14 protein-coding genes and 1 riboswitch are annotated in these 19,653 nt (G+C 73.0%); of the genes, 6 read left to right on the top strand and 8 right to left on the bottom strand.

Features of this window, described 5'->3' with window-relative positions; all coding sequences use genetic code 11:
- The first annotated feature begins 1 nt into the window (after position 1).
- From OG251_RS41485 to OG251_RS41475, 3 genes are read left to right on the top strand one after another with little or no spacing between them, the layout of a single operon-like run.
- On the top strand, positions 2-1,018 hold the full coding sequence (locus tag OG251_RS41485; protein ID WP_326682792.1) for a phosphotransferase family protein: 1,017 nt from the start codon (positions 2-4) through the stop codon (positions 1,016-1,018).
- Positions 1,015-2,103, top strand: coding sequence for a hypothetical protein (locus OG251_RS41480; RefSeq protein ID WP_326682438.1), 1,089 nt, complete (start codon positions 1,015-1,017; stop codon positions 2,101-2,103). The genes OG251_RS41485 and OG251_RS41480 overlap by 4 nt, the downstream gene beginning before the upstream one ends.
- On the top strand, positions 2,100-3,488 hold the full coding sequence (locus tag OG251_RS41475) for a condensation domain-containing protein (protein ID WP_326682437.1): 1,389 nt from the start codon (positions 2,100-2,102) through the stop codon (positions 3,486-3,488). The genes OG251_RS41480 and OG251_RS41475 overlap by 4 nt, the downstream gene beginning before the upstream one ends.
- A 2-nt stretch (positions 3,489-3,490) precedes the next feature.
- On the opposite strand, the gene OG251_RS41470 is transcribed toward OG251_RS41475, so the two are convergent.
- The 3 genes from OG251_RS41470 to OG251_RS41460 are packed head-to-tail and all read right to left on the bottom strand — an operon-like array spanning position 3,491 to position 6,611.
- A complete protein-coding gene (locus OG251_RS41470; protein WP_326682436.1) occupies positions 3,491-4,552 on the bottom strand; it encodes a FecCD family ABC transporter permease in 1,062 nt (353 codons plus the stop codon).
- Positions 4,549-5,583: a FecCD family ABC transporter permease gene (locus tag OG251_RS41465; RefSeq protein WP_326682435.1), complete on the bottom strand. Its 1,035-nt coding sequence runs from the start codon at positions 5,581-5,583 to the stop codon at positions 4,549-4,551. The genes OG251_RS41470 and OG251_RS41465 overlap by 4 nt, the downstream gene beginning before the upstream one ends.
- On the bottom strand, positions 5,580-6,611 hold the full coding sequence (locus OG251_RS41460) for an ABC transporter substrate-binding protein (RefSeq protein WP_326682434.1): 1,032 nt from the start codon (positions 6,609-6,611) through the stop codon (positions 5,580-5,582). Before OG251_RS41460 ends, OG251_RS41465 begins: the two co-directional genes overlap by 4 nt.
- 193 nt (positions 6,612-6,804) lie before the next feature.
- On the opposite strand from OG251_RS41460, the gene OG251_RS41455 reads away from it, so the two are divergent.
- Entirely contained in the window at positions 6,805-8,424 is a 1,620-nt protein-coding gene (locus OG251_RS41455; protein ID WP_326682433.1) for an ABC transporter ATP-binding protein, read from the top strand.
- The gene (locus OG251_RS41450) at positions 8,421-10,064 is read left to right on the top strand and encodes an ABC transporter ATP-binding protein (RefSeq protein ID WP_326682432.1); all 1,644 of its coding nucleotides are present in this window, start codon (positions 8,421-8,423) and stop codon (positions 10,062-10,064) included. The genes OG251_RS41455 and OG251_RS41450 overlap by 4 nt, the downstream gene beginning before the upstream one ends.
- 123 nt (positions 10,065-10,187) lie before the next feature.
- Here OG251_RS41450 and OG251_RS41445 read toward each other — a convergent pair whose 3' ends face one another.
- Genes OG251_RS41445 through OG251_RS41425 form a run of 5 tightly spaced genes read right to left on the bottom strand, consistent with a single transcriptional unit; the run spans position 10,188 to position 17,565 of the window.
- Positions 10,188-11,027, bottom strand: coding sequence for an ECF transporter S component (locus OG251_RS41445; protein WP_326682431.1), 840 nt, complete (start codon positions 11,025-11,027; stop codon positions 10,188-10,190).
- A complete protein-coding gene (locus OG251_RS41440) occupies positions 11,024-12,679 on the bottom strand; it encodes an ABC transporter ATP-binding protein (RefSeq protein ID WP_326682430.1) in 1,656 nt (551 codons plus the stop codon). The genes OG251_RS41445 and OG251_RS41440 overlap by 4 nt, the downstream gene beginning before the upstream one ends.
- The gene (locus OG251_RS41435) at positions 12,676-13,860 is read right to left on the bottom strand and encodes an energy-coupling factor transporter transmembrane component T (protein WP_326682429.1); all 1,185 of its coding nucleotides are present in this window, start codon (positions 13,858-13,860) and stop codon (positions 12,676-12,678) included. Before OG251_RS41435 ends, OG251_RS41440 begins: the two co-directional genes overlap by 4 nt.
- Positions 13,861-13,864: 4 nt before the next feature.
- Positions 13,865-14,788 (bottom strand): hypothetical protein, encoded by a 924-nt coding sequence (locus tag OG251_RS41430; protein WP_326682428.1) that lies wholly within the window; start codon positions 14,786-14,788, stop codon positions 13,865-13,867.
- The gene (locus OG251_RS41425; RefSeq protein ID WP_326682427.1) at positions 14,785-17,565 is read right to left on the bottom strand and encodes a prenyltransferase/squalene oxidase repeat-containing protein; all 2,781 of its coding nucleotides are present in this window, start codon (positions 17,563-17,565) and stop codon (positions 14,785-14,787) included. Before OG251_RS41425 ends, OG251_RS41430 begins: the two co-directional genes overlap by 4 nt.
- A gap of 368 nt (positions 17,566-17,933) precedes the next feature.
- A riboswitch (cobalamin riboswitch) is annotated at positions 17,934-18,009 on the top strand.
- 137 nt (positions 18,010-18,146) lie between these two features.
- On the opposite strand from OG251_RS41425, the gene OG251_RS41420 reads away from it, so the two are divergent.
- Positions 18,147-19,559 (top strand): hypothetical protein, encoded by a 1,413-nt coding sequence (locus OG251_RS41420; protein ID WP_326682426.1) that lies wholly within the window; start codon positions 18,147-18,149, stop codon positions 19,557-19,559.
- Positions 19,560-19,653: the final 94 nt, after the last annotated feature.

Below are 19,653 nucleotides of genomic sequence, written 5' to 3'. Positions count from 1 at the left end.
TATGTCGCACGAGAATCCCGCTGAGGTGGCTGCCGCGATTCTGGGGGAAGTCGGTGTGCGGGGGCGGGAGTCGGCCCGCTTCGCCCCGTTGGCCGGTGGTACGTACAACACGGTTCTCCGGGTCACTCTGGACCGGGGCCGTGAGTGGGTGCTGAAGCTTCCGCCGCGTGCGGCTGAGGGGATGGCGTACGAGCGGGGGCTGTTGACCGGCGAGATCACTTTCTACGGGTCCGCCGCGGCGGTCGACGACGCGGGCATCGTGCCCCGGGTGGTCCACAGCGATACCGGGGCCGCCACGGATGCCGGCCCCTACCTGATCATGACGGCCTGCCCGGGTACTCCCTGGCACGAGGTCGCCGGTTCCCTGGAGGACGGCGAACAGGGGCGGCTGCGGGAGGAGCTGGGACGACTGGTGGCGCGGCTGCACACGGTCACGGGGCCGGGGTTCGGCTACCCCGCGCAGCCGCTGGGGCCGCTGGCACCGACCTGGCGGGAGGCGTTCACCACGATGGCCGGTGCCGTCCTGGACGACGCGGACCGGTACGCCGCACGGCTTCCGCGTACCACCACCGCCATCCGGGAGGTGTTCGCCGCCGCGTCCGGCGTACTGGACGACGTGACCCGGCCCGCCCTGGTCCACTTCGACCTCTGGCAGGGAAACCGCCTGCTCTCCGGGCCGCCCGGCGCCGTCCGGCTGAGCGGGCTCATCGACGGCGAACGGATGTTCTGGGGCGACCCGGTGGCCGACTTCGTCTCACTGGCGCTCTTCGCCGACATCGAACAGGACAAGGAATTCCTGGCCGGCTACGCGAGCGCCGGCGGGAAGACCGTCTTCGACGACTCCGTACGCCGGCGCCTCGCCCTCTACCGGACCTACCTCTACCTGATCATGCTCGTGGAGGTCGAACCCCGCAACGCCGCGCCTGCCGACCGGGAGTGGGCGTGGAACCATGTGGCCCCCCAGCTCCTCTCGGCACTGGAGGACGTGGAATCGGGGCTCCAGGGCGGCCGCCAGTGATCGCGATACTCACTTCGGGGGTCGCCCTGGGCGTGCATGTGCCGGGGCTGCTGCTCGCGTCCCGGCTGCGGGAGCGAGGCGTACCCGCCGCGGTCGAGGTGCTGGAGCGGCTGCTCCCCGCCGAACGGCTCGCGGCCGTGACCGCCTCACGTGAGGTGTTCCACCGTGATTTTCGCGTGGCGCGAGCGGGGCAGCGGATCGCCTCCGACCCGCTGTCGGCGATCGATGCCGGAGCACGGGAGGAGCTGTTCCGCCGCTGGGAGGCGAGCGGGGTGCGCACCGTGGTCGTCTTCTCCGGATTCTGGCTGAACCTCGTACGTCTCTTCACCGAACGCACCGGCCTGAAGCCGCGCGTGATCCTCTGCCATGTCGACTCGGTCGCCTCGCCGTCCTTCCGGAACGCGGGGCTCCCCCTGCCGGGTACCGAGGAGGTCTGGCTGGCCTCGCGGTCGGACACCGCGCTGCCCTGGACGATCCCGGTCACCGCGGAGCCCCCGCTCGACTGGGGCCGGCGTGAACCGCGCCTCCTGGTGCACGGGGGCGGGTGGGGCATGGGAACCTACCGCGACCGGGCCGCCGAACTCGCTTCCGCCGGGCATGACATCGACCTGGTCGTGCACGCCGCCGAGGAGGCGGACCCCCGGGGCGGACGGGCCCGTCACTTCGCCCTGAGTCCGACGTGGCACCCGTGGCTGGACAACGGGTACCCCCCGCTCGGCCGCCTGCTGCCGGGCCGGTCGATGTCGGACATCACCTACACACGGGGCAGCGCGCACCACTCCTCCTTCGATCTGGCACGTACGGCACACGCCATGGTCAGCAAGCCCGGCGGAGGCACACTTCTGGACTCGCTGTGGTCGGCCACCCCTCTCGTGCTGCTGGAACCCTCGGGCGAACACGAGTCCCACAACGCCCAGTTGTGGTGCGACCTGGGATTCGGGGTGCGCTACGAGGACTGGCGCGCGGACGGGTTCTCCCTCCACCCGCTGGAGAAGATGCACCACGCCCTGCTCGGCGCCGCCGAAGGTCCGCGAGACCTCGCGGCGGCCCTCTCCGGCAGCGAGGTCTCCCTGTGTTCAGAATGAAGCTGTACGAAGCCGACCGCGGACAGGTCCAGAGGGCGTCGTTCACCCAGGAGGAACGCCTGGTCCACGGCCGCGAGGTGAGCCAGCAGAGCAATGTGCTCGTCTTCGGCTGCTCCGTCGAGGGGGAACTCGACACCGGCCGGCTGGAAGCGGCCCTGGCCCAGCTGCAGTTGCGCCACGAGAGCGTGCGGATCGTCTTCCCGGAGGGCTCCCACGACATCGCCCTGCGTCCCGCGGACGAGCTGGACTTCGCGGTCCTCTCCGTGGAGGGGGCCACGGCTGAGGAGTCCTGGGAGGCCGCCCGAAGGCTCGTCGCCGAGACCGCCGCGGTCCCCTTCGACCTGGCGAGCGGTCCTCTCCTGCGCGTGCGGTGCATCCGCGTGGCACCCGCGCACCATCTGGTGGGGTTCGTCCTGGACCACGTCATCGCGGACGGCGAGTCGTGCCAGATCCTCGCCGAGGACCTGTTCGCCCTCTACGCGGCGAACGGACGTACGGGCGACGGCACCGAACTGCCGCCCCTCCCCTTCCAGTTCCTGGACTTCGCCCACTCGGAGCGCCTTTTCCTGGCCGGTCAGGAACGCGAGAAACTGCTGAGCTACTGGCGTCGGAAATTGGACGGTGTCGCCACCGTCCCCCTTTCGAGGCTTCGTGACCCCGCGAGGGGGGACGGCGCGGAACGCAGGCTGCGGGTGGACCGGTTCACCGTGGATCAGCCCTTGCACGCGGGGCTGACGCACATCGTTCGCCGGCAGCGTGTGACGCTGACCGCGGTGTGCGCGGCCGCCCTCAAAGTCACCGTACGGCACCACCGGCTCGCACTCGGCGAGAGCGACGGGACGGCGTCCGATGTCGCGATCATGGGTTCGTTGGCCAACCGGTCCCAGAGCGAAGTCCGCCGTGCCGTGGGCTACTTCGCCACTCCGTGCGTGCTGCGCACCACGTTCTCGGGCGAGGAGTCGCTCGCGGAAGTGGCGCAGAGCGAGAGCCGCACGATATTCGGGGCCCTGCGCCACCAGGAACTGCCCCACGCCCTGATGGCCAGAGAACTCGACCCGGAGAACTACGGCATCCGTTACCTCTCCGCGACGGGGCACGGACCGAGGTACGTGAACTTCGACCTCACCTCGGGCGGCTCCTCCTGGAAGCTCCGGACCGACGGGCTGACCGTGACCACCGTGCGCATCGCTCGCGACGAGGTGCCCCGGGGCGGAATGCGGGTGCACATCCGTGACAGCGGTGGGAGCGCGCTGGTCGAACTGCGGACGGACACGGGGGAGTACCGCGCGGAATGGGCGGAGGAGTTCCTGGCACGTTACGTGAGTGTCCTGCGCCGCTTCGCCGCCGACCCGGGCACTCGGGTGGCTGAGGCAGTGGGCCGCTGACCTCATCCCTTCCGGCCTCCGCGCCGCGGGCCGAGCAGCAGCCAGAGCAGATACGCGCCCCCGGTGCTGACCGTGACGACTCCCGTCGGGAGCTGGACGGGGGCGAAGGCGTGTGCGGCGACCCAGTCGGCCCCGGCGAGCAGGAGGGCGCCGGTCAGGGCGGCGCCCGGCAGACTGATGCCCGGGGTGCGGCGGTACAGAAGCCGGGCGATCTGCGGTGCTGCGAGGGCGACGAAGGCCAGGGGCCCGGCGACCGAGGTGGCGACGGCCGTGAGTGCGACACCCACCGTCGCGAGGATCAGCCGCCCCCGTACGACCCGCGCACCGAGCGCGGTGGCCACGTCGTCGCCGAGTTCGAGAACCCGCAGGGTACGGACGAGGAACGGGGTGATCAGGGCGAGCGGTGCGAGGGCCACCAGGGCCGGTACGGCGTGTTCCCAGCCGAGCGCGTCGAGACTGCCCGCGGTCCACTGGGCCGCACGGGCGGCGACGGCCGTGTCGGCGCCGTACATCAGCCAGGTGTTGACCGAGGTGAGGATCGCGCTCACGGCGATGCCGGTGACGACGAAGCGGGTGGTGGCCGTGGAGCGCCTGCCGCCGAGCGCGTACACCAGGGCCGCCGTGGCGAGCCCGCCGATGAGAGCGCCCAGTGCGGTCCGGGTGTAACCGGCGGTGCCGGAGAGGAGCACGGCCAGGGCACCGGTCGAGGCGCCGGTGTTGAACCCGATCACGTCGGGGCTGCCGAGCGGGTTGCGGGTCAGGGTCTGGAAGATCGCCCCGGACAGCCCCAGGGCCGCCCCGAGGGCCAGGGCGAGCAGGGCGCGCGGCAGGCGCCAGGTGAGGACCACCGTGCTGGTCAGCGGGTCCCCCCGCCCGGCGAGGGCGTGGAGGACATCGGGTACGGGGACGGAGATGTCGCCCGCTGCCAGGGAGGCGATGAGAACGGCCGCGCCCAGGAGCGTCAGCGTCAGTGTGGTGCCGGCCGCCCGGTGCCGGCGCCTGCCCCGGGAGCGACGGGCGCCGGGGGCGGTGGTGGTGGGCACGGTGGTGGTGGGGCCGGTCACCGGATCCGCCCTTTCCGGGAGTGGAGCAGTATGAGGAGCAGCGGTGCTCCGAGGAAGGCGGTGACGACTCCGACGGGGAGTTCGCCCGGCCGGGTGACGAGCCGGGCGGCCACGTCGGCGGTCAGCAGCAGCACGGGTCCGACGATCAGCGAACCCAGGAGCAGGCGCCGGGTGCCGGGACCGATGAGTGGCCGCAGCAGATGGGGGACCATCAGCCCGAGGAACGACAGGGGTCCGGCCAGTGCGGTCGCCGAGCCCGCGAGCAGGGTGATCGCGGCGATGGCGACGGCCCGGGTGAGATGGGTGCGGGTGCCGAGGCCCCGCGCCAGGTCCTCGCCCATCGCCGCCATGTCCAGGCCCCTGGCGACGGTCAGGGCGGCGAACAGCCCGACGGCGACGAAGAGCGTGAGGAACGCGGTGGTGCCGGGCGGGATCCCGGTCAGGGTGCCGGCGCTCCAGGCGCGCATGGTGTCGAGGGTGCGGGGGTTGAGCAGGGTCAGGGCGGCCTGGATTCCCGAGAGGACGGCGCCGAGCGCGACCCCGACGAGGACCAGTTGTCCGGGGTGGCGGTTGCCGGTCGCCGCGGCGACGACGACGATCAGCACGGTTACGGCGGCTGCCCCCGCGAAGGCGGACCAGACGGTGGCGGTGACGCCGGTGGATCCGGTGAGGGCGACGGTGAGGGTGACGGCGAAGCCGGAACCGCTGCTGACGCCCAGCAGTCCGGGGTCGCCGAGCGGGTTGCGGGTCACGGCCTGGATCAGGATGCCCGCAGCGCCGAGCGCGGCCCCGGCGACGAGCCCCGCCGCCGTACGCGGCACTCGGACCTCCCGGACCAGGGTGACGATGTCCGCCGGTCCGGTGTGGGCGAGCCCCTGGACGATCTGATGGATTCCGACGGTCCGCGAGCCGAACGCGACACTGGCGGCGGCGACGAGCAGCAGGACGCCGCACCCGGCCCCGGCGAACGCGAGGACGCGGGCGCCGGGCCGGGGGGCGCGCCGCCCGACGGGCGGGGTGGAAGCGGTCATCGAGCGGAGGCGGCGGTGGCGAGGGTGGCGCGGAGTTCACCGATGAGCCACGGCACGGCGGCGGCGTTCGGGGACTGGAGCGCGGTCGCCGCCTCGATTCCGAGCGGCAGGTACCGGTCGGACTTGACGATCCGGAGCCGTGACACGACGGGGTCGGACTCGAACTTCTCCTTGAGCGCGCCGCTCTGGTACGTCATGAAGAGGACATCGGCGCGGTCGTACAGGGCGGCCCGTTCGTAGCTGACGTCGACGGCGCCCGGTACGGAGCCCTTCCCTTCCAGGTTCGCGACGGCGGGCAGCGGGGTCAGGCCGAGCCGGTTCATGAACCGGGCGGTGGCGTTGGTCTCCTCGGTGATCATCACGGCGAACCCGTCACGGGCCTGGCCGTACAGGTATGTCTTTCCGGCCAGGCCCGGCAGGTCGGTCCTGAGCTTCTCCACCGCTCGGTCGGCGGTGTCCAGGACCTTGCGCGCGCCCGGCTCGTCGCCGAGGGCCCGCCCGATCCGCAGGGCCTCGTCGGTGGCGTCCGCCCCGTAGAGCCGCTTCTCGTAGGCGACGACGGGCGCCACGGTGGACAGGCGCTTGTAGGTGGGCTCGTCGAGGGTGAACGCGGTGCTCGCCAGGATGAGATCCGGCCTGAGCGCCGCTATCCGCTCGGTGTTGATGTTCATCGGGTCGAGCCAGGTCACGGAGTCGTCGAGCGGCTCGGTGTAGGGGAGGTTCTCGTCCTTCGTCTCCCCGCTGAGGCTGCCGTAGCTCTTGACCGCGCCGACGATGTGCGCGCCCAAGGCGCCCGCGACGGCGGTGTCCGCGTAGCCGAGGGTGACGACGCGCCGGGGCGCGGCCGGGACGGTTGCCGTGCCCCAGGCATTGGTGAAGGTGGCGGGGAAGCCCTTGCTCGTCCCGCTCGCGGCGTCCGGGGCGGCGGAACCCTCGGTGCTCTTGGTGGCGGTGCAGCCGCTCAGGGCGATGGTGGCGGCGAGCAGGGCACCGACCAGCGGTGTCCACGGGCGGAGGGGGCGGCGCATGGTTCTCTCTTTCGCAGGGGTTGTGTTCGCGTCAAAAGGGTGTGCGGGATCGCCGGTACGGCGGGGGGCGGCGGTATGGGGTGCCGACGGCGATGACGCACCGGTGCCCTCACGTGTCGCTGGTCATGATCAGCGCCGCAGGAAGGTAAGCCTAGCCTTATCCTGCGGATATTTTTACATGTACGGTAAGGCAATGCTTACTTCTACGGGACCCGGTATCGGACGGGCGCTGCACGGCTCGGTCGCACGTCTCGCCACGGGGATCGGCTGCGCGGCGCTCGCCGCCGGGGCGGGAGTCGCACTCCTGGCCGCGGTGGTCGAGTTCGTCCGCGCCCCGGACCCCCGATGGGTGTGGTGGGGCGCCCTGGCCCTCGTCGCGGCGGGAGCCCTGAACTCCCTGTCGTCCTGGCTGGCGCACGGCGCGGAGGCGGAGTTCGAACACCGGCTCCGCCGCGTGCTGGCGGCCCATGTCTCCCGGCTGCCCACGTCCGCCCTGGCCCGGCTCGGCGCCCAGGGTCTGCGCACCCGGCTCGACGGCGACGTCTCGGCGCTGCACCACGCGGTGGCCCATCTGCCCGGCGAGATCGCGACCGTGGTGATCGCCCCGCTCGCGGCGCTCGTCCTGCTGGTCGGATACGCCGGTCCGCCCGGCCTCCTCGCGGTCGTGCCCGCCGCCCTGGCGGCCGTGTTCCGCCTGGTGGTCATCCCGCGGCTGTCACGGCGCTACGCGGCGGACCGGGGCCGGACCGTCGGCCGCATCGTCACCGCCGTCGACGACATGGTCCGCGGCGCGGTGATCACCCAGGTCCACGGCGACGAATCCGGCGCCTCGGCCCGATACGCCGCCGCGACACGGGAGTTCGGGCACGGGTTCCGGGACTGGGTCGGACGGGTCGCGACCCCGGCAGCGGTGGCCACCGCGCTGCTCCAGCCGAGCGTGACCCTGGTCGCGGCGTTCTGCGTCGGCCACCGGATGCCGGTCTGGCAGCTCACCGCCGTCTGCCTCTTCGCCCTCGCCTCCCTCGCGCCGGTCCTGCGCCTCGGCCACGGCCTGGACTACCTCGGCGCCGCCCGGGACGCGGCCCGGCGCATCGACGCCCTGATCGCCGAACCCCTGCTGCATCCCGGTCCCGCGGGAGACAGCCCGGCACCCCGGGACGAAACCGCCGGTACCCCCCGTGCGGCCGGGGACCCGAAGCCGGCACCCGTCCTCGAAGCGGTCACCGTACGGGAGGGCGGACGGCGGCTCGTCGGCCCGCTGAACCTGGTCATCACGCCGAACGCGGTCACAGCGGTGACCGGTCCCAGCGGTTCCGGCAAGACCACCCTGCTGCGCCTGCTCGGCCGGGGCATCGACCCCGACGACGGCACGATCCGCCTCGGGGACACGCCCTACCGCGACCTGCCGCTGGAATCGATGGCACGACGCGTCGCCACCGTTCCCCAGTCGCCCGATGTCCTTCCCCGAAGCGTCCGCGAGAACCTGTTGCCCGCCCGCCCCCGTGCCACCGATCCGGAACTACGGGCGGCCCTGGCGGCCACCGCCCTGGACGTCCCGCTCGACGCCCCGGCCGGACCGCTGTCCGGCGGGGAGCGCCAACGCCTCGCCCTCGCCCGCGCGCTGCTCACCCAGGCCCCGGTGCTTGTGCTCGACGAACCCACCAGCGCCCTCGACCCCGACACGGCGGAGGCCGTCATGAACACCCTGCTCACCCTCCCCGGCCGCACCATCGTGCTGACCACCCATGACCACGCCCTCGCGGCCCGGGCCGACCACCGCATCGTCCTGGAGCACGGGGAGGTGGTCGCATGAGGACCGCGCTCGGCACCACGGCCGCGCGGCGCGTACGCGCCGTCGCGCTCGCCTGGATCTGCGTCACCGCCCTCGAAGCCACCGTGGCCGCACTGCTCGCGGCCACCCTCGTACACGGAACGCCCCTGGGCTGGGCGGTGGGCACCGTGATCCTCGTGCTCGGCGCCACCGTGCTGGTCTCCCGAGGCGGCTATCTCGCCGGGGCCGCCCTCGCCACCGACCTCTACCGTCGGCTCGGCCACGCCCTGGTCCGGCTGCCGCTGGGCTGGTTCACCCATGATCACCGGGCGCTCGCCAACCGGATCGCGGGCGAGGGCGTGCCCCGGTTGATGGGCATCCCCGCGCATCTCGTGGAACTCCTCGTCCGCGGTGTACTGACCCCGCCGCTCGTCGTCCTCGGCCTCGGCATCGTCGTCGGCCGGACCCATGCCGTCGTGCTGCTCGGCCTCCTCGCGGTCTCGGGCACGGCACAGACCGTCGCCCAACGGGCCCTCGCCCGCACGGACGCGGACCGCCGGACCGCCCGCGCGGCCTCGACCGAGGCACTGCTGGAGTTCTCCGAGCACCAGGAGCTGTACCGCAGCGTGACCGGAACCGCAGGAGCGGTCCGCCGGCTCACCGACGCCTGGGACCGCGAGCACGCCGCACTGCGACGGCTCAACGCCGTCAGCGCCCCGGTGACCCTCGTATCGGCACTGGCCACGGCCCTGCCCACGGTCGGGATGCTCGTCCTCTGCGTCGTGCTCGACGCCCCTGCTCCCACGGCGTTCGCCGTACTCCTGCTGACCCTGCGCGCCGCCGCCCCGGTCGACGAACTCGCGCTCCTCGGGGTGACCCTCGGCGACACCCGCTCCGGTATCGACCGGTACGCCTCGCTCGTGACCGTGCCCCCACTGCCCGAACCGCCGCACCCGCGCCCGCTGCCGGACGACACCGGCCTCGGCATCGACCGCGTGGCGTTCGCCCCGGCGCTGCGGGACGTGTCCCTGACCCTGCCCGCCGGATCGACCACCGTGATCACCGGCCCGACCGGAAGCGGCAAGTCCACCCTGCTGAAGCTGCTGCTGCGGGGCGACGACCCGGACAGCGGACGCGTCACCCTGGGCGGCACCGATCTGCGGCACCTCGCCTCGGCGGACCGGCTCCGCCGCTTCGCCGTCCTCCCCCAGGAACCCACGCTCTTCGACGGGACGGTCGCCGACAACATCCGCGTCGGCGACCCGAACGCCGACACCGCAGCGCTGCGCGACGCGGCACTGCGCGCGGGCCTCGGTACTCTGCTCGACACCCATCCGGACGGCCTGGACCTCCAGGTCGGAGCCCGCGGAACCGCGCTCTCCGGCGGCGAACGCCAGCGCGTCGCCCTCGCCCGCGCCCTGCTCAGGAACGCACCCGTCCTGCTCCTCGACGAACCGACCGCCGCACTCGACCCTGTCACCGGCGCCCATGTCACGGCCACGGTCAACGCTCTGGACTGCACTCGCGTCGTGGTCACCCACCACGACCCCGAACGCTGGCGCCCCGACCGGATCGTCCGGCTCGTCGACGGAAGCATCACCGACCCGGAACCGGCACCGGCACCGGCACCGGCACCGGCACCGGCACGGGGAACACCGAGTGGCCGGGAGCGGGATGCGTGATCTGCCTCCCACCGGGGCGCCGGCAGGAGGCGGAGGCGATCCGGCGCGGTACCGGTTCACGGCCCGCACGGCCCGCACGGCCCGCACGGCCCGGCCGGCACTGCGGGCCTGCCGGGCCGCGGCTCAGGGCGCGGGCCGCTTCGGGGGCCCGTGCTCGGCCGGGGGCGTGCGGGGTGCGAAGCGGATCGGGGCCTGGAAGCGGGCCTTGCGGGCCGCGCGGCGGAAGACCGTGAGCACGGCCGGTCCCGCCAGACAGACGCAGACGAAGTTGGTGACGGCGCGTCCGGTGTCCCAGCCGAGGGAGGTGGCGAGGTCGAAGGCGAGGTAGCGCTGGAACTGCTCGGTGAAGGGGAGGCCGGGGAGATAGGCGATGGAGCTGTTGGGGTCGAGGGAGAACGGCCAGAAGGAGAGGTTGAGGAGGAAGCCGAAGAGGTAGCCGGACACGGAGCCGTAGACGGCGAGCAGAGCGACCTCGCACCGGCCGGTGGCCTTGGGGAGGAAGCCGGCGAGCATACCCACGAAGGCACAGCCGAACATCTGGTACGGCATCCAGGGCCCGACCCCGCCCGTGATCAGGGCGGAGGCGAAGAGGGACGTGCAGCCGAGGGTGAAGCCGAAGCCGGGGCCGAACACCCGTCCGGCCAGGACCAGGATGAAGAACACCGTCTCGATGCCGGCCGTGCCCGCGCCGAGGGGGCGGATGGCGGCGTTGACCGCGGACAGTACCCCCAGCATGGCCAGGGCCTTGGAGTTGATGCCGCCCTCGGCGATCTCGGAGATGACCACGCAGAGCACGATGACGAGCAGAACGCCGAAGATCAGCGGTGGTGCGTAGTTCGAGCCGAACGTGCCGGGGGCGACGAGGAAGGGCCAGAAGAACGCGACGATGCCGAGGAAGGCGGCCATGGCGATGACGGTCCCGGCCCGCGCGTGGATCCGGATGGCGGCGGCGCGTGCGGTCATGAGTCCGGGTCCGTCTCGTCGGCGGGCATGCGGGCGGCGGACTGGGCGACCGTGAGGTACGGGAGCGGGGCGAGGATCTTGGCCGTCTGGGGGGCGAAGACGGGGGAAGCGACGATGACTTCGGTGGTGGGGCCGTCGGCGACCACGTCACCTTCGGCCATGACCACGACGCGGTCGGCGGCCCGCGCGACGAACTCCACGTCGTGCGTGGAGATCACGACGGCGCGGCCCTCCGCGGCCAGCTCGTCGACGATGCGGATCAGTTCGCTCTTGGCGCGGTAGTCGAGGCCGCGGGTGGGCTCGTCGAGGAGCAGTACGCGGGGGGCGGCGGTCAGCTGGATCGCGAGGACCAGGGCGAGCTTCTGGCCCTCGGACAGGTCACGGGGGTGGGTGGTGTCGGGGATGCCCGGCGCCAGCCGGTCCAGGACGGCGCGGGCCCGGATGCCGTCCCCGGCGACCCCCGACTCGGCGTCGGCCTGGTCGAGCTCCTGCTTGACGGACTCCAGGTAGAGGAGGTCGGTCGGGGTCTGGGGGACGAGTCCGACGAGCCGGCGGGCCGCCGCCGCGGAGAGCTTCCGGGGATCCTGCGGCTTCGGCGCACCGGGCGCCGCGACGGCCACGGAGCCCGCCCTGCGGGGCCCCGACCCCTGGAGCGCCCACAGCAGGGAGGACTTGCCGGAGCCGTTGCGGCCCATGAGGGCGGTGACCTCGCAGCCGTGCAGGGTCAGGTCGACCTCGCGTACGGCCGGCACCCCGTGGTAGGTGACGGTGATGCCGCGCGCGGCGAGGAGTTCGGGACGGTCCTGGGCCGGGGCGGGCCTCACCGGTGGGGGAACGGTGCCGGCCAGCCGGGTGCGCAGTGGAGCCGCCGCCCGGCGGGCGTCGCGGATCGACAGGGGGAGCGGGGACCAGCCCGCGGCGCGGCCGAGTTCCACGATCGGCGGGGCGATGGAGGACGTACGGAAGATCTCGGCGGGCGCGCCCGACACGACGAGGCCGTCGCCCGGGAGATGGATGACGCGGTCGGCGTACTGGACCACGCGCTCCAGGCGGTGTTCGGCGAGGAGCACCGTGACACCGAGGTCGTGGACGAGCCGGGTGACGGCCGCCAGTACCTCCTCCGCGGCCGTCGGGTCCAGGGCGGACGTGGGCTCGTCCAGGACGAGTACGCGGGGGTGGGCGGTGAGGACGGAGCCGATCGCGACGCGCTGCTGCTGGCCGCCGGAGAGCTCGTGCAGCGCGCGGTGGCGCAGGTCGGCGAGGCCGAGCAGGTCGAGGGTCTCCTCCACACGTTTGCGCATGGTGGCGGGCACAACCGCCAACTGCTCCATCGCGTAGGCGAGTTCTTCCTCGACGGTGTCGGTGACGAAACCGTCCAGGGGGTCCTGTCCCACGACCCCCACCACATCGGCGAGTTCACGGGGAGGGTGGTCCGCGGTGTTCCTGCCGTCGACCAGGACCCGGCCGAAGAGGGTGCCGCCGGTGAAGTGCGGGACGAGGCCGTTGACGGCGCCGAGGAGGGTGGACTTGCCGACACCGGTGTGCCCGACGACCAGGCAGAGTTCGCCTTCCTCCACCGTGAGGTTCACGTCGCGCAGTACGGGCTCGGCCGTGTCGTCGTACTGGACGGCGACCTGATCGAAGGTGATCATCTGGGTTCCTCGGTGCGCTGAGCGGGGACGGCCGGCCGGGCGGGGGCGGTCGGGGGCGGGGCCAGGAACCCGGCCGTGCCCGCGAGCAGGATCGCGGCGGCGGGTACGAGCGGCAGGGTGGGCCAGCTGAGCGGGTAGATGGAGGGGTTGAGCTCGGCGGCGTCGAAGCCGGCGTTCGTGAACAGCAGGACGGCGGAGAGGACGCCGCAGGCGGCGACGCCCCACTCCGCGAAGTGCCAGGGGTCGGGGCGGTACGTGGTCCGGGTGACGCGGCGGCCGCCGAGGCGCAGGCCGGCGAAGCACAGGAGTGCGCCCGCGCCCATGGCGGGCAGGCCGAGCAGCTTGGGGGCGGTGGCGTCGAGAAGGCCGTAGGCGCCGGCGCACAGCCCGCACATGCCGAGCAGCATGAGGGCACCGGTGGCACGCCGGGAGCGGCGGGTGGCGGTACCGGCCCGGCCGTAGCCGCGCGAGTCCATGGCCGCGGCGAGCCGCAGGGAGCGTTCCAGGGCGTCTTCGAGGACGGGCACGATGATGCCCCGCAGCGCGCGGAGCCCCTTGGAGGGCCCGGCCCGCAGCCGCTTGGCCCGGTGCACGCGCTGGACGCTCTGGACGAGCTGCGGGGCGACGCTGATGGAGACGGTGACGGCGACGCCGAGTTCGTAGAGGGCGCCGGGCAGCACGCGCAGGGCTCGCTTGGGGTTGGCGAGGGTGTTGGCCGCGCCGATGCAGCACAGCATGCAGGCCAGTCGCAGCCCGTCCGTGGCCGCGGAGAGCAGCGCCTCCAGCGAGACGGGGCCGCCGAGCCGAATGCCGGCGTACCAGTCGGGGGTGGGGATGTGGGGGAGCGAGAAGAGGAAGTGGTCGCGAGGGGTGATCCCGGTGGCGAAGATCGCGCGGAACACCACCCGGACCGCCACCACGGTCAGTGCCAGGTAGAGGTAGTACGTGAAGCCCCGGGCCCAGGGGGCCTCGGTGCGGCGCATGGTGACGACGTACCCGAGGACGGCCAGGACGAGGAACAGCAGCAGCGGGTTGTTGGTGCGGCTGACCGCCGTGGCCAGGGCCAGGGCCCAGATCCACCAGGCGACGGGGTGCAGGGTGCGGGGCGGACGACGGCCGCCCGCGTCCGGTGCGAGGCCGGACACCGGCGGCTCGGCCGCGGCCGTGGTGGTGCGTGACACGCGGCTACTCCGTACGACGACGGCGCTTGGCCGCGCGTACGGCGGCGGCGCCGATGAGGAGCACCAGGGCCCCGGTGGCGACGGCGGGCAGGTACGAGCCCACGTCGTGTTCGGCGTCCGCGGCGGGAGCCGCGTCAACGACCTGTGGGCCGGGGGTGACCACCGCCGGGGCGCTGGACGACGGTGACGGCGAGACGCTCCCGGAGGGGCTTGCCGAAGGTGAGGGGCTCTCCGACGCGGTGGGGCCGGGCGGCGGTGTCGTCGAGGGAGGGCTCGGGTCGGCCGGCGGCGGATTCTCCGGCTCGGGGCCGGTGTTGACGTCGCGCGGCAGGGGCGCCGCCGTACGCGTGTCCTTGGGGGCAGCTCCACCGGTCGGCCTGGTGTTCTTGGCGCGCAGCTGGTCGGGGGTGATGGTGGGCCTGCCCTCGGTGCCCTCGATATCGGTGCCGCCGAAGATCCACAGATCGACGCTGCCCGGGTTCGGCTTGTAGAGCATCGCGCCGAGCCGGCTGTACTCCCAGGTGTTGCGGCCCGGGTCCGCGTGCCAGTACGACCAGTACGCGGAGGCCGGCGGGGTCAGCACGCAGTCGTCCTGCTGGGGCGTCGGATACTGCTTGCCGCCCTTGTGGCCGCTGTATCCGATGCGGCAGATGAAGGCGGGGCCGTCGTGGCCGGTGCCGGTGGTGGCCCAGCCGCCCTGGTTGAGGAGCTCGTAGCCGGTGGTGGGGGCCGTCCCGCAGGAGCGGTAGACGGGACCGCCCCAGTGGCTGAAGTCCACGGCCAGCACCACCCCGGAGGAGGTGGTGCACCTGCCCATCGGCTGCGGGGCCGCGGCCGCCGGGGCCGCGGTGGCGGCGAAGGCCACCACCGTCAGCCCGAGGGCGGCGACCGTACGGGCCGGGGCCCGCAGGAGTCGGTTGCTGCTCATGCCTCGCTCCCGGTGTTCTCACGGCGGCGCCCGGCGGCGCGGGTGAGGCCCCAGCCGCCGAGGGCCAGGACCAGGGCTGCGGCGGCGAGGCCGCCGACCCGCGCACCGGTGGAGGCGAGGCTCCCGCCGCCCGAGCCGGAGGCGCCGCCCCCGGAGGAGCCCGTGCCTCCCGCGTCCTCGCCCGGGGTCACGATGACGGGCGAGCCGTCGCCGCCGGAGGAGGAACCGGCGGTCCCGCCGTTCGTCCCGCCGGACGTGCCGGGGACGGGCTCAGGGGTGGTGCCGTCGAGGTCGCGGGTCAGCAGGCCGAAGGAGATGCCGGTGGCGCCGCCGACCGCCTGGGCGGAGGCGCGGACATCGGAGCCCGGTTGGCCGCCCTTGGCGATGTTGAAGCCGCCGTCGCGGTTCTGCTGGCTCGCCAGGAACTTGCGGGCCCTGGCGATCTGCGCGCTGTACTTGGGCGCGTCCAGGGAGAGTCCCTGGATGGCGAGGGCCGCGGAGTTGACGGAGTTGCCGGAGGCGCCCGGGAACCCGCCGTCCTCCTTCTGCTGGGTGGCGAGCCAGGCGACGGCCCTGTCCGCGGCGGCCTGGGAGGCGGCGTCGGGCAACAGGTCGATGGCCATGGCGGCCATGGCGGTCGAGTCGACCTCGGCACCGCTCGGCTCGCCGATCAGGCTGACCCAGGCACCCGAGGGGGTCTGGAGGCTCTTGAGGTAGGCGACCGGTTCGGCCGCGGCGGCCTTCTCACCCGCCCGCAGCTGCGCGATGACGCCGAGGGACTGGGAGAACACGGAAGTCGCGTAGGTGTAGTTGCCCTTCGCCGCGCACTCCTGGCGGGTCGAGGTCCTGGCGGCGCAGGTGCCCTTGGCGAGTGCGGCGATCAGGTCCCGGCCGCCGAAGTCGCGGGGGTCGCGGCCCACGGCCTCCGCGAGGAGGGCCGCCTTGCCGAGGGAGCCGCCGCTCGCGTACTTGGTGCCGATGAGCGTCCAGTCGTGGATGCCCCGGCCCCTGCCGTCCTTGCCGCCCTTGTCGAAGAAGTCGACGATGTTGCGCAGGGTGGCGTTGTCCGTCCCGGTGGCGGCGAGGGAGTAGGCGCCGTCGATGGTCATGCCGTAGTCGGCGTGGCCGGTGCCCGCGCCGGCCTCGTAGTAGCGGCCCTGGATCAGCCGGCTGGGGTGGGTGAGGTACGTCACGCCCTTCTTCAGGTCGGGCCCGTCACCCGCCGGAGGCATGGTGGGAGGGTCGGTCTTCCTGGTGGTGAGTGTGACGAGGTCGCTCCTGGCGCCGGCGACGGTGACCGGGGTGGTGGCGAAGAGCCGCGATTCGGTGTCGTCCTCCTCGAAGCCGAAGCCGCCTCCGGGGAACTGGTGCCTGGAGAGCCAGGAGACGCCGGCGTCCGCGAAGGCGGCGTCACCGAGGGCGCGCAGGGCCTGCGCCGCCCAGGCGGTGGAGGCCGGGCTGCCGGTGGTCAGGTAGGAGGCGGAGGGCCAGGCCCCGGACTTCAGCTGGGACTTCTTGAGGTAGCCGCGGGCCTTCTGTACGGCGGCGTCGTGACCGCCGGCCCGCTTGAGGGCCAGGGCGATCAGACCGGTGGAGTTCGCGTCGCTGTCGCACCACCCGCCGGAACGGATCAGGATGGAGGTGAAGCCGCCGTCCTCGCACTGGAGCCCGGTCAGTCGGTTCACGGCGCCGGCGGGGGGAGTCACCCCGCCGTTCAGCAGGGCGATGACGGCCATGGCCTGTGCGTCGGACTGTCCCGTCGTGCGGAAGTCGCCCTTGGTGAGGCAGCCGTCGATCGTCTCGCCGTCGCCGATGTCGCGCGGACAGACGTAGGTGAGGAGGTCACCGAGGAGGTCGTGCCCGCCGAAGGCACGGGGGTCCTTGCCGGTGGCCTCGGCGACCAGCGCGAGGCGGGCGGCGGCGCCGGCGTCGGGTATTCCGTCCTTGCCCGCGGGGTAGGCGTACGCGTCCGTCTGCGCGGGCGTGGCCAGGAAGTCGGCGATCTCGCGGGCGGCCCGGCTCTTGGCGTCGGTGGACGCCAGGGCGAACACGGCCTCGGTGGTGAGGAAGTGGTTCGGGGTGGTGGACCCTTCGTCGACGACGCGCTTCCCGTCCGTCAGCTGTCCGGTGATCCAACGGGTGGCGGCCAAAACGTCGACCGCTCCCGCGGGCACGTCGGGCGGGTCGGTCGGCACCGTCGGGTCGGGGGTGGAGCCGCCTGCGGCCCGGACGTCGTCGGGGGAGAAGTCCGGCTTGCCCTTGGTGCCGCCGATGTCGGTGCCGCCGAAGACCCAGGCGTCCACGTCGCCGGGTTTCGGGGTGCGCGCCATGGCGCCGAGCGGGCTGTAGGTCCAGTTCTTCTGGCCGGGGGAGGCGATCCAGTACGACCAGTACGCGGTGGCCTGCGGGGTGAGGACGCAGGCCTCCTTCTCCGGAGTGGGGTACTGCGTACCGGAGTCCTTGCCTATGCGGCAGATGAAGGCGGGGCCGTCGTGGACGGTGCCCTCGGTCGTGAAGCCGCCCGTGTGCAGCAGTTCGTAGCCGGTCGTCGGGGTCGTGTCGCAGCCGCGCTCGACCTTGCCGCCGAAGGGGCCGAAGTCCACGGCCACGATGGCGCCGCTGGTGGCCGTGCACCGCTCGATCGGTTCGGCGCCGGCGGAGTCGGGGACTGTGAAGAGCGCCACGCTCGCACCGAGCGTCAGGAAGGACGCGGTCATGAGCGAGAGGAGGCGTCGTCCCGTCCCCGACTGCCGTTTCGCCTGCTGTTCGGTCCCCACCGCGGCCCCTCGTCTCTGCCGGGCGGCTGCGTGCGTGGCGATGTGCCCCCGCACGGCTTCCTTCGCCATGGGGAGGCTTCGACGACCACACCGCAATCCGCGACGGCGCTCTTCGTACTGTGGCCCAGCCCCAGGCATTCCGGCTCACCCGGGACGAGCCCGGGCCTACGGTTGCGGGTCAGCGCCGGAATTCGACCGGCTTCCCCTGGAGTTGAGCAGTTATCAGCCGGAGTGCAACACGGATTCCATGGACGCGTCAAGGTGGCACAGGACCCGGCGGACCGGCCCCGGATGCGTGCGGTCCGCGTTCCGGTCCGGATGGCTGGCGGTCCCTCGACCACTCGGGTAGCGTCCTGGGCTGCCACTTGGGGGAATCCGGTGAGATGCCGGAGCTGACGCGCAGCGGTGTGGGACGGCGGGGGCCGTTTCCGAGCCCGAATGCCCAGACGGCGATGCAGTACAGGAAGCCGTACCACGCGTTCCGGACCACGGCCCTCCGACCAGGCTCTGCCGTGCCCCTACGGCGGTGACGTGCGGCCTGCGCGGGAGCAGCCGGGGTCCGCCGATTCCAGGAGCAGGACATGTCCCGTCCCCGTATCTCCCGCCGCCTCGCGCTCGCGGTGCCCGCAGCCCTGAGCGCGTTCGCTCTCACCGCGCTGCCCGCCTTCGCGACCTCGTCTCCCGCGCAGATCGCCACGTCCAGGGCGAACGGTGTCGCCTACCTCAAGTCGCTCCAGGCGGCCGACGGTTCGTACGCCGGTTCCGGCCTGTCCAACGAATGGGCCTTCAGCACGTTCGCCGCCGCCGGCACCGCGGTCGTCGACGTCTACCCCGGCGGCGACACCACGAAGAACGCCCGGACCGTCTACCGGAACCTGCTGTCCACGGCGGGCTGGCCGTCCGGCGCCCCGGTGGTCACCGACTACGAGCGCGGCACCCTGAACGCGTACGCGGCCGGTATCGACCCCGCCCGGGTGTCGGCCTCGCGGAACCTCGTCGCGAACGTCTACGCGCACTGGCAGACCGCCGAGGCCGGGTACTTCGGCCCGTCCGCCAACTTCAACGGGACCGTCTTCGCGGCACTCGCGCTGCGTGGTGCCAAGACCCAGGGCGGCGCGAACCGTATCCCGCAGGCGCTCACCGACTCGATGGTCACGCGCATCCGCGCCAACCAGCACGTCGACGGCGGCTGGACCTACAGCAAGGCCGAGGGCGACCCCACTGCCCTGAACGCTCCCGGCGACGTCGACATGACCGGCTCCGCGATGGCTGCCCTGTGCGTCTCCGGCGTGCCGAACACGGACGCGGACGTGGTGCGGGCGAAGAACTTCCTCAAGGGCAAGCTGATCGCGGGCACCGGTGCCTTCAACTCCCTGTACGGGGTCAACACCAGCTCCAACGGGTGGGGCGTCGCGGGCCTGAACGCCTGCGGCATCAACCCGCAGACCGGAGACTTCCTGACGTCGAGCGGCAAGACCCCGGTCGACTTCCTGATCGCCAACCAGTACAACCCGGCGGGCGGCTTCAAGTACCAGCCGGCCGACACCGGCCCCTCCGCCTACTCCTCCATCGACGCTCTGCGTGGCGTCGTCGGCGGCGGTTTCACGACTGCCCCTCCGGTCCCGGTCACCCCTGGAGCCCCGCAGTGGGTCGCCCAGCCCGCCTTCACCGCGGGCACCGCCACCACGTTGGCCCTCACCGTCGACGACGGCGCGGGAAACCTGAAGGTCTGCTCGGTGGCCTTCACACCCACCGCTACCACCACCACCCTCGGTGACGTCCTCGACGCCGCGGGCAGCGGGGCCACCCCGTCGGGATGCGTCACGAGCGTGACCCCCTCGTCGGGCACCGGCACCCTCACCGGCATCAACGGCAAGGCCAACAGCGGCTCCAACACCTGGAAGGCCGGTGTCGACGGCTCCGCCTTCGCCGCCGCCGCCCGCAACAGAGTGATCAACGTGGGTGACACCATCGCCCTGCGCTGGGGCGCCTGACCCCGGTCCGGGTGCGGCCCCGCACCGGGGCCGCACCCGGCATCGGGCCCGTCCGGCCTCGGACGGCCCTGGGGCAACGGCCGCCGCGTGGCCG

It is taken from the genome of Streptomyces sp. NBC_01237 (assembly GCF_035917275.1).
Classification (GTDB): Bacteria; Actinomycetota; Actinomycetes; order Streptomycetales; family Streptomycetaceae; genus Streptomyces.
Note: the sequence above shows the minus strand (reverse complement) of the source record. Positions and strands in the feature narration are given on the sequence as shown.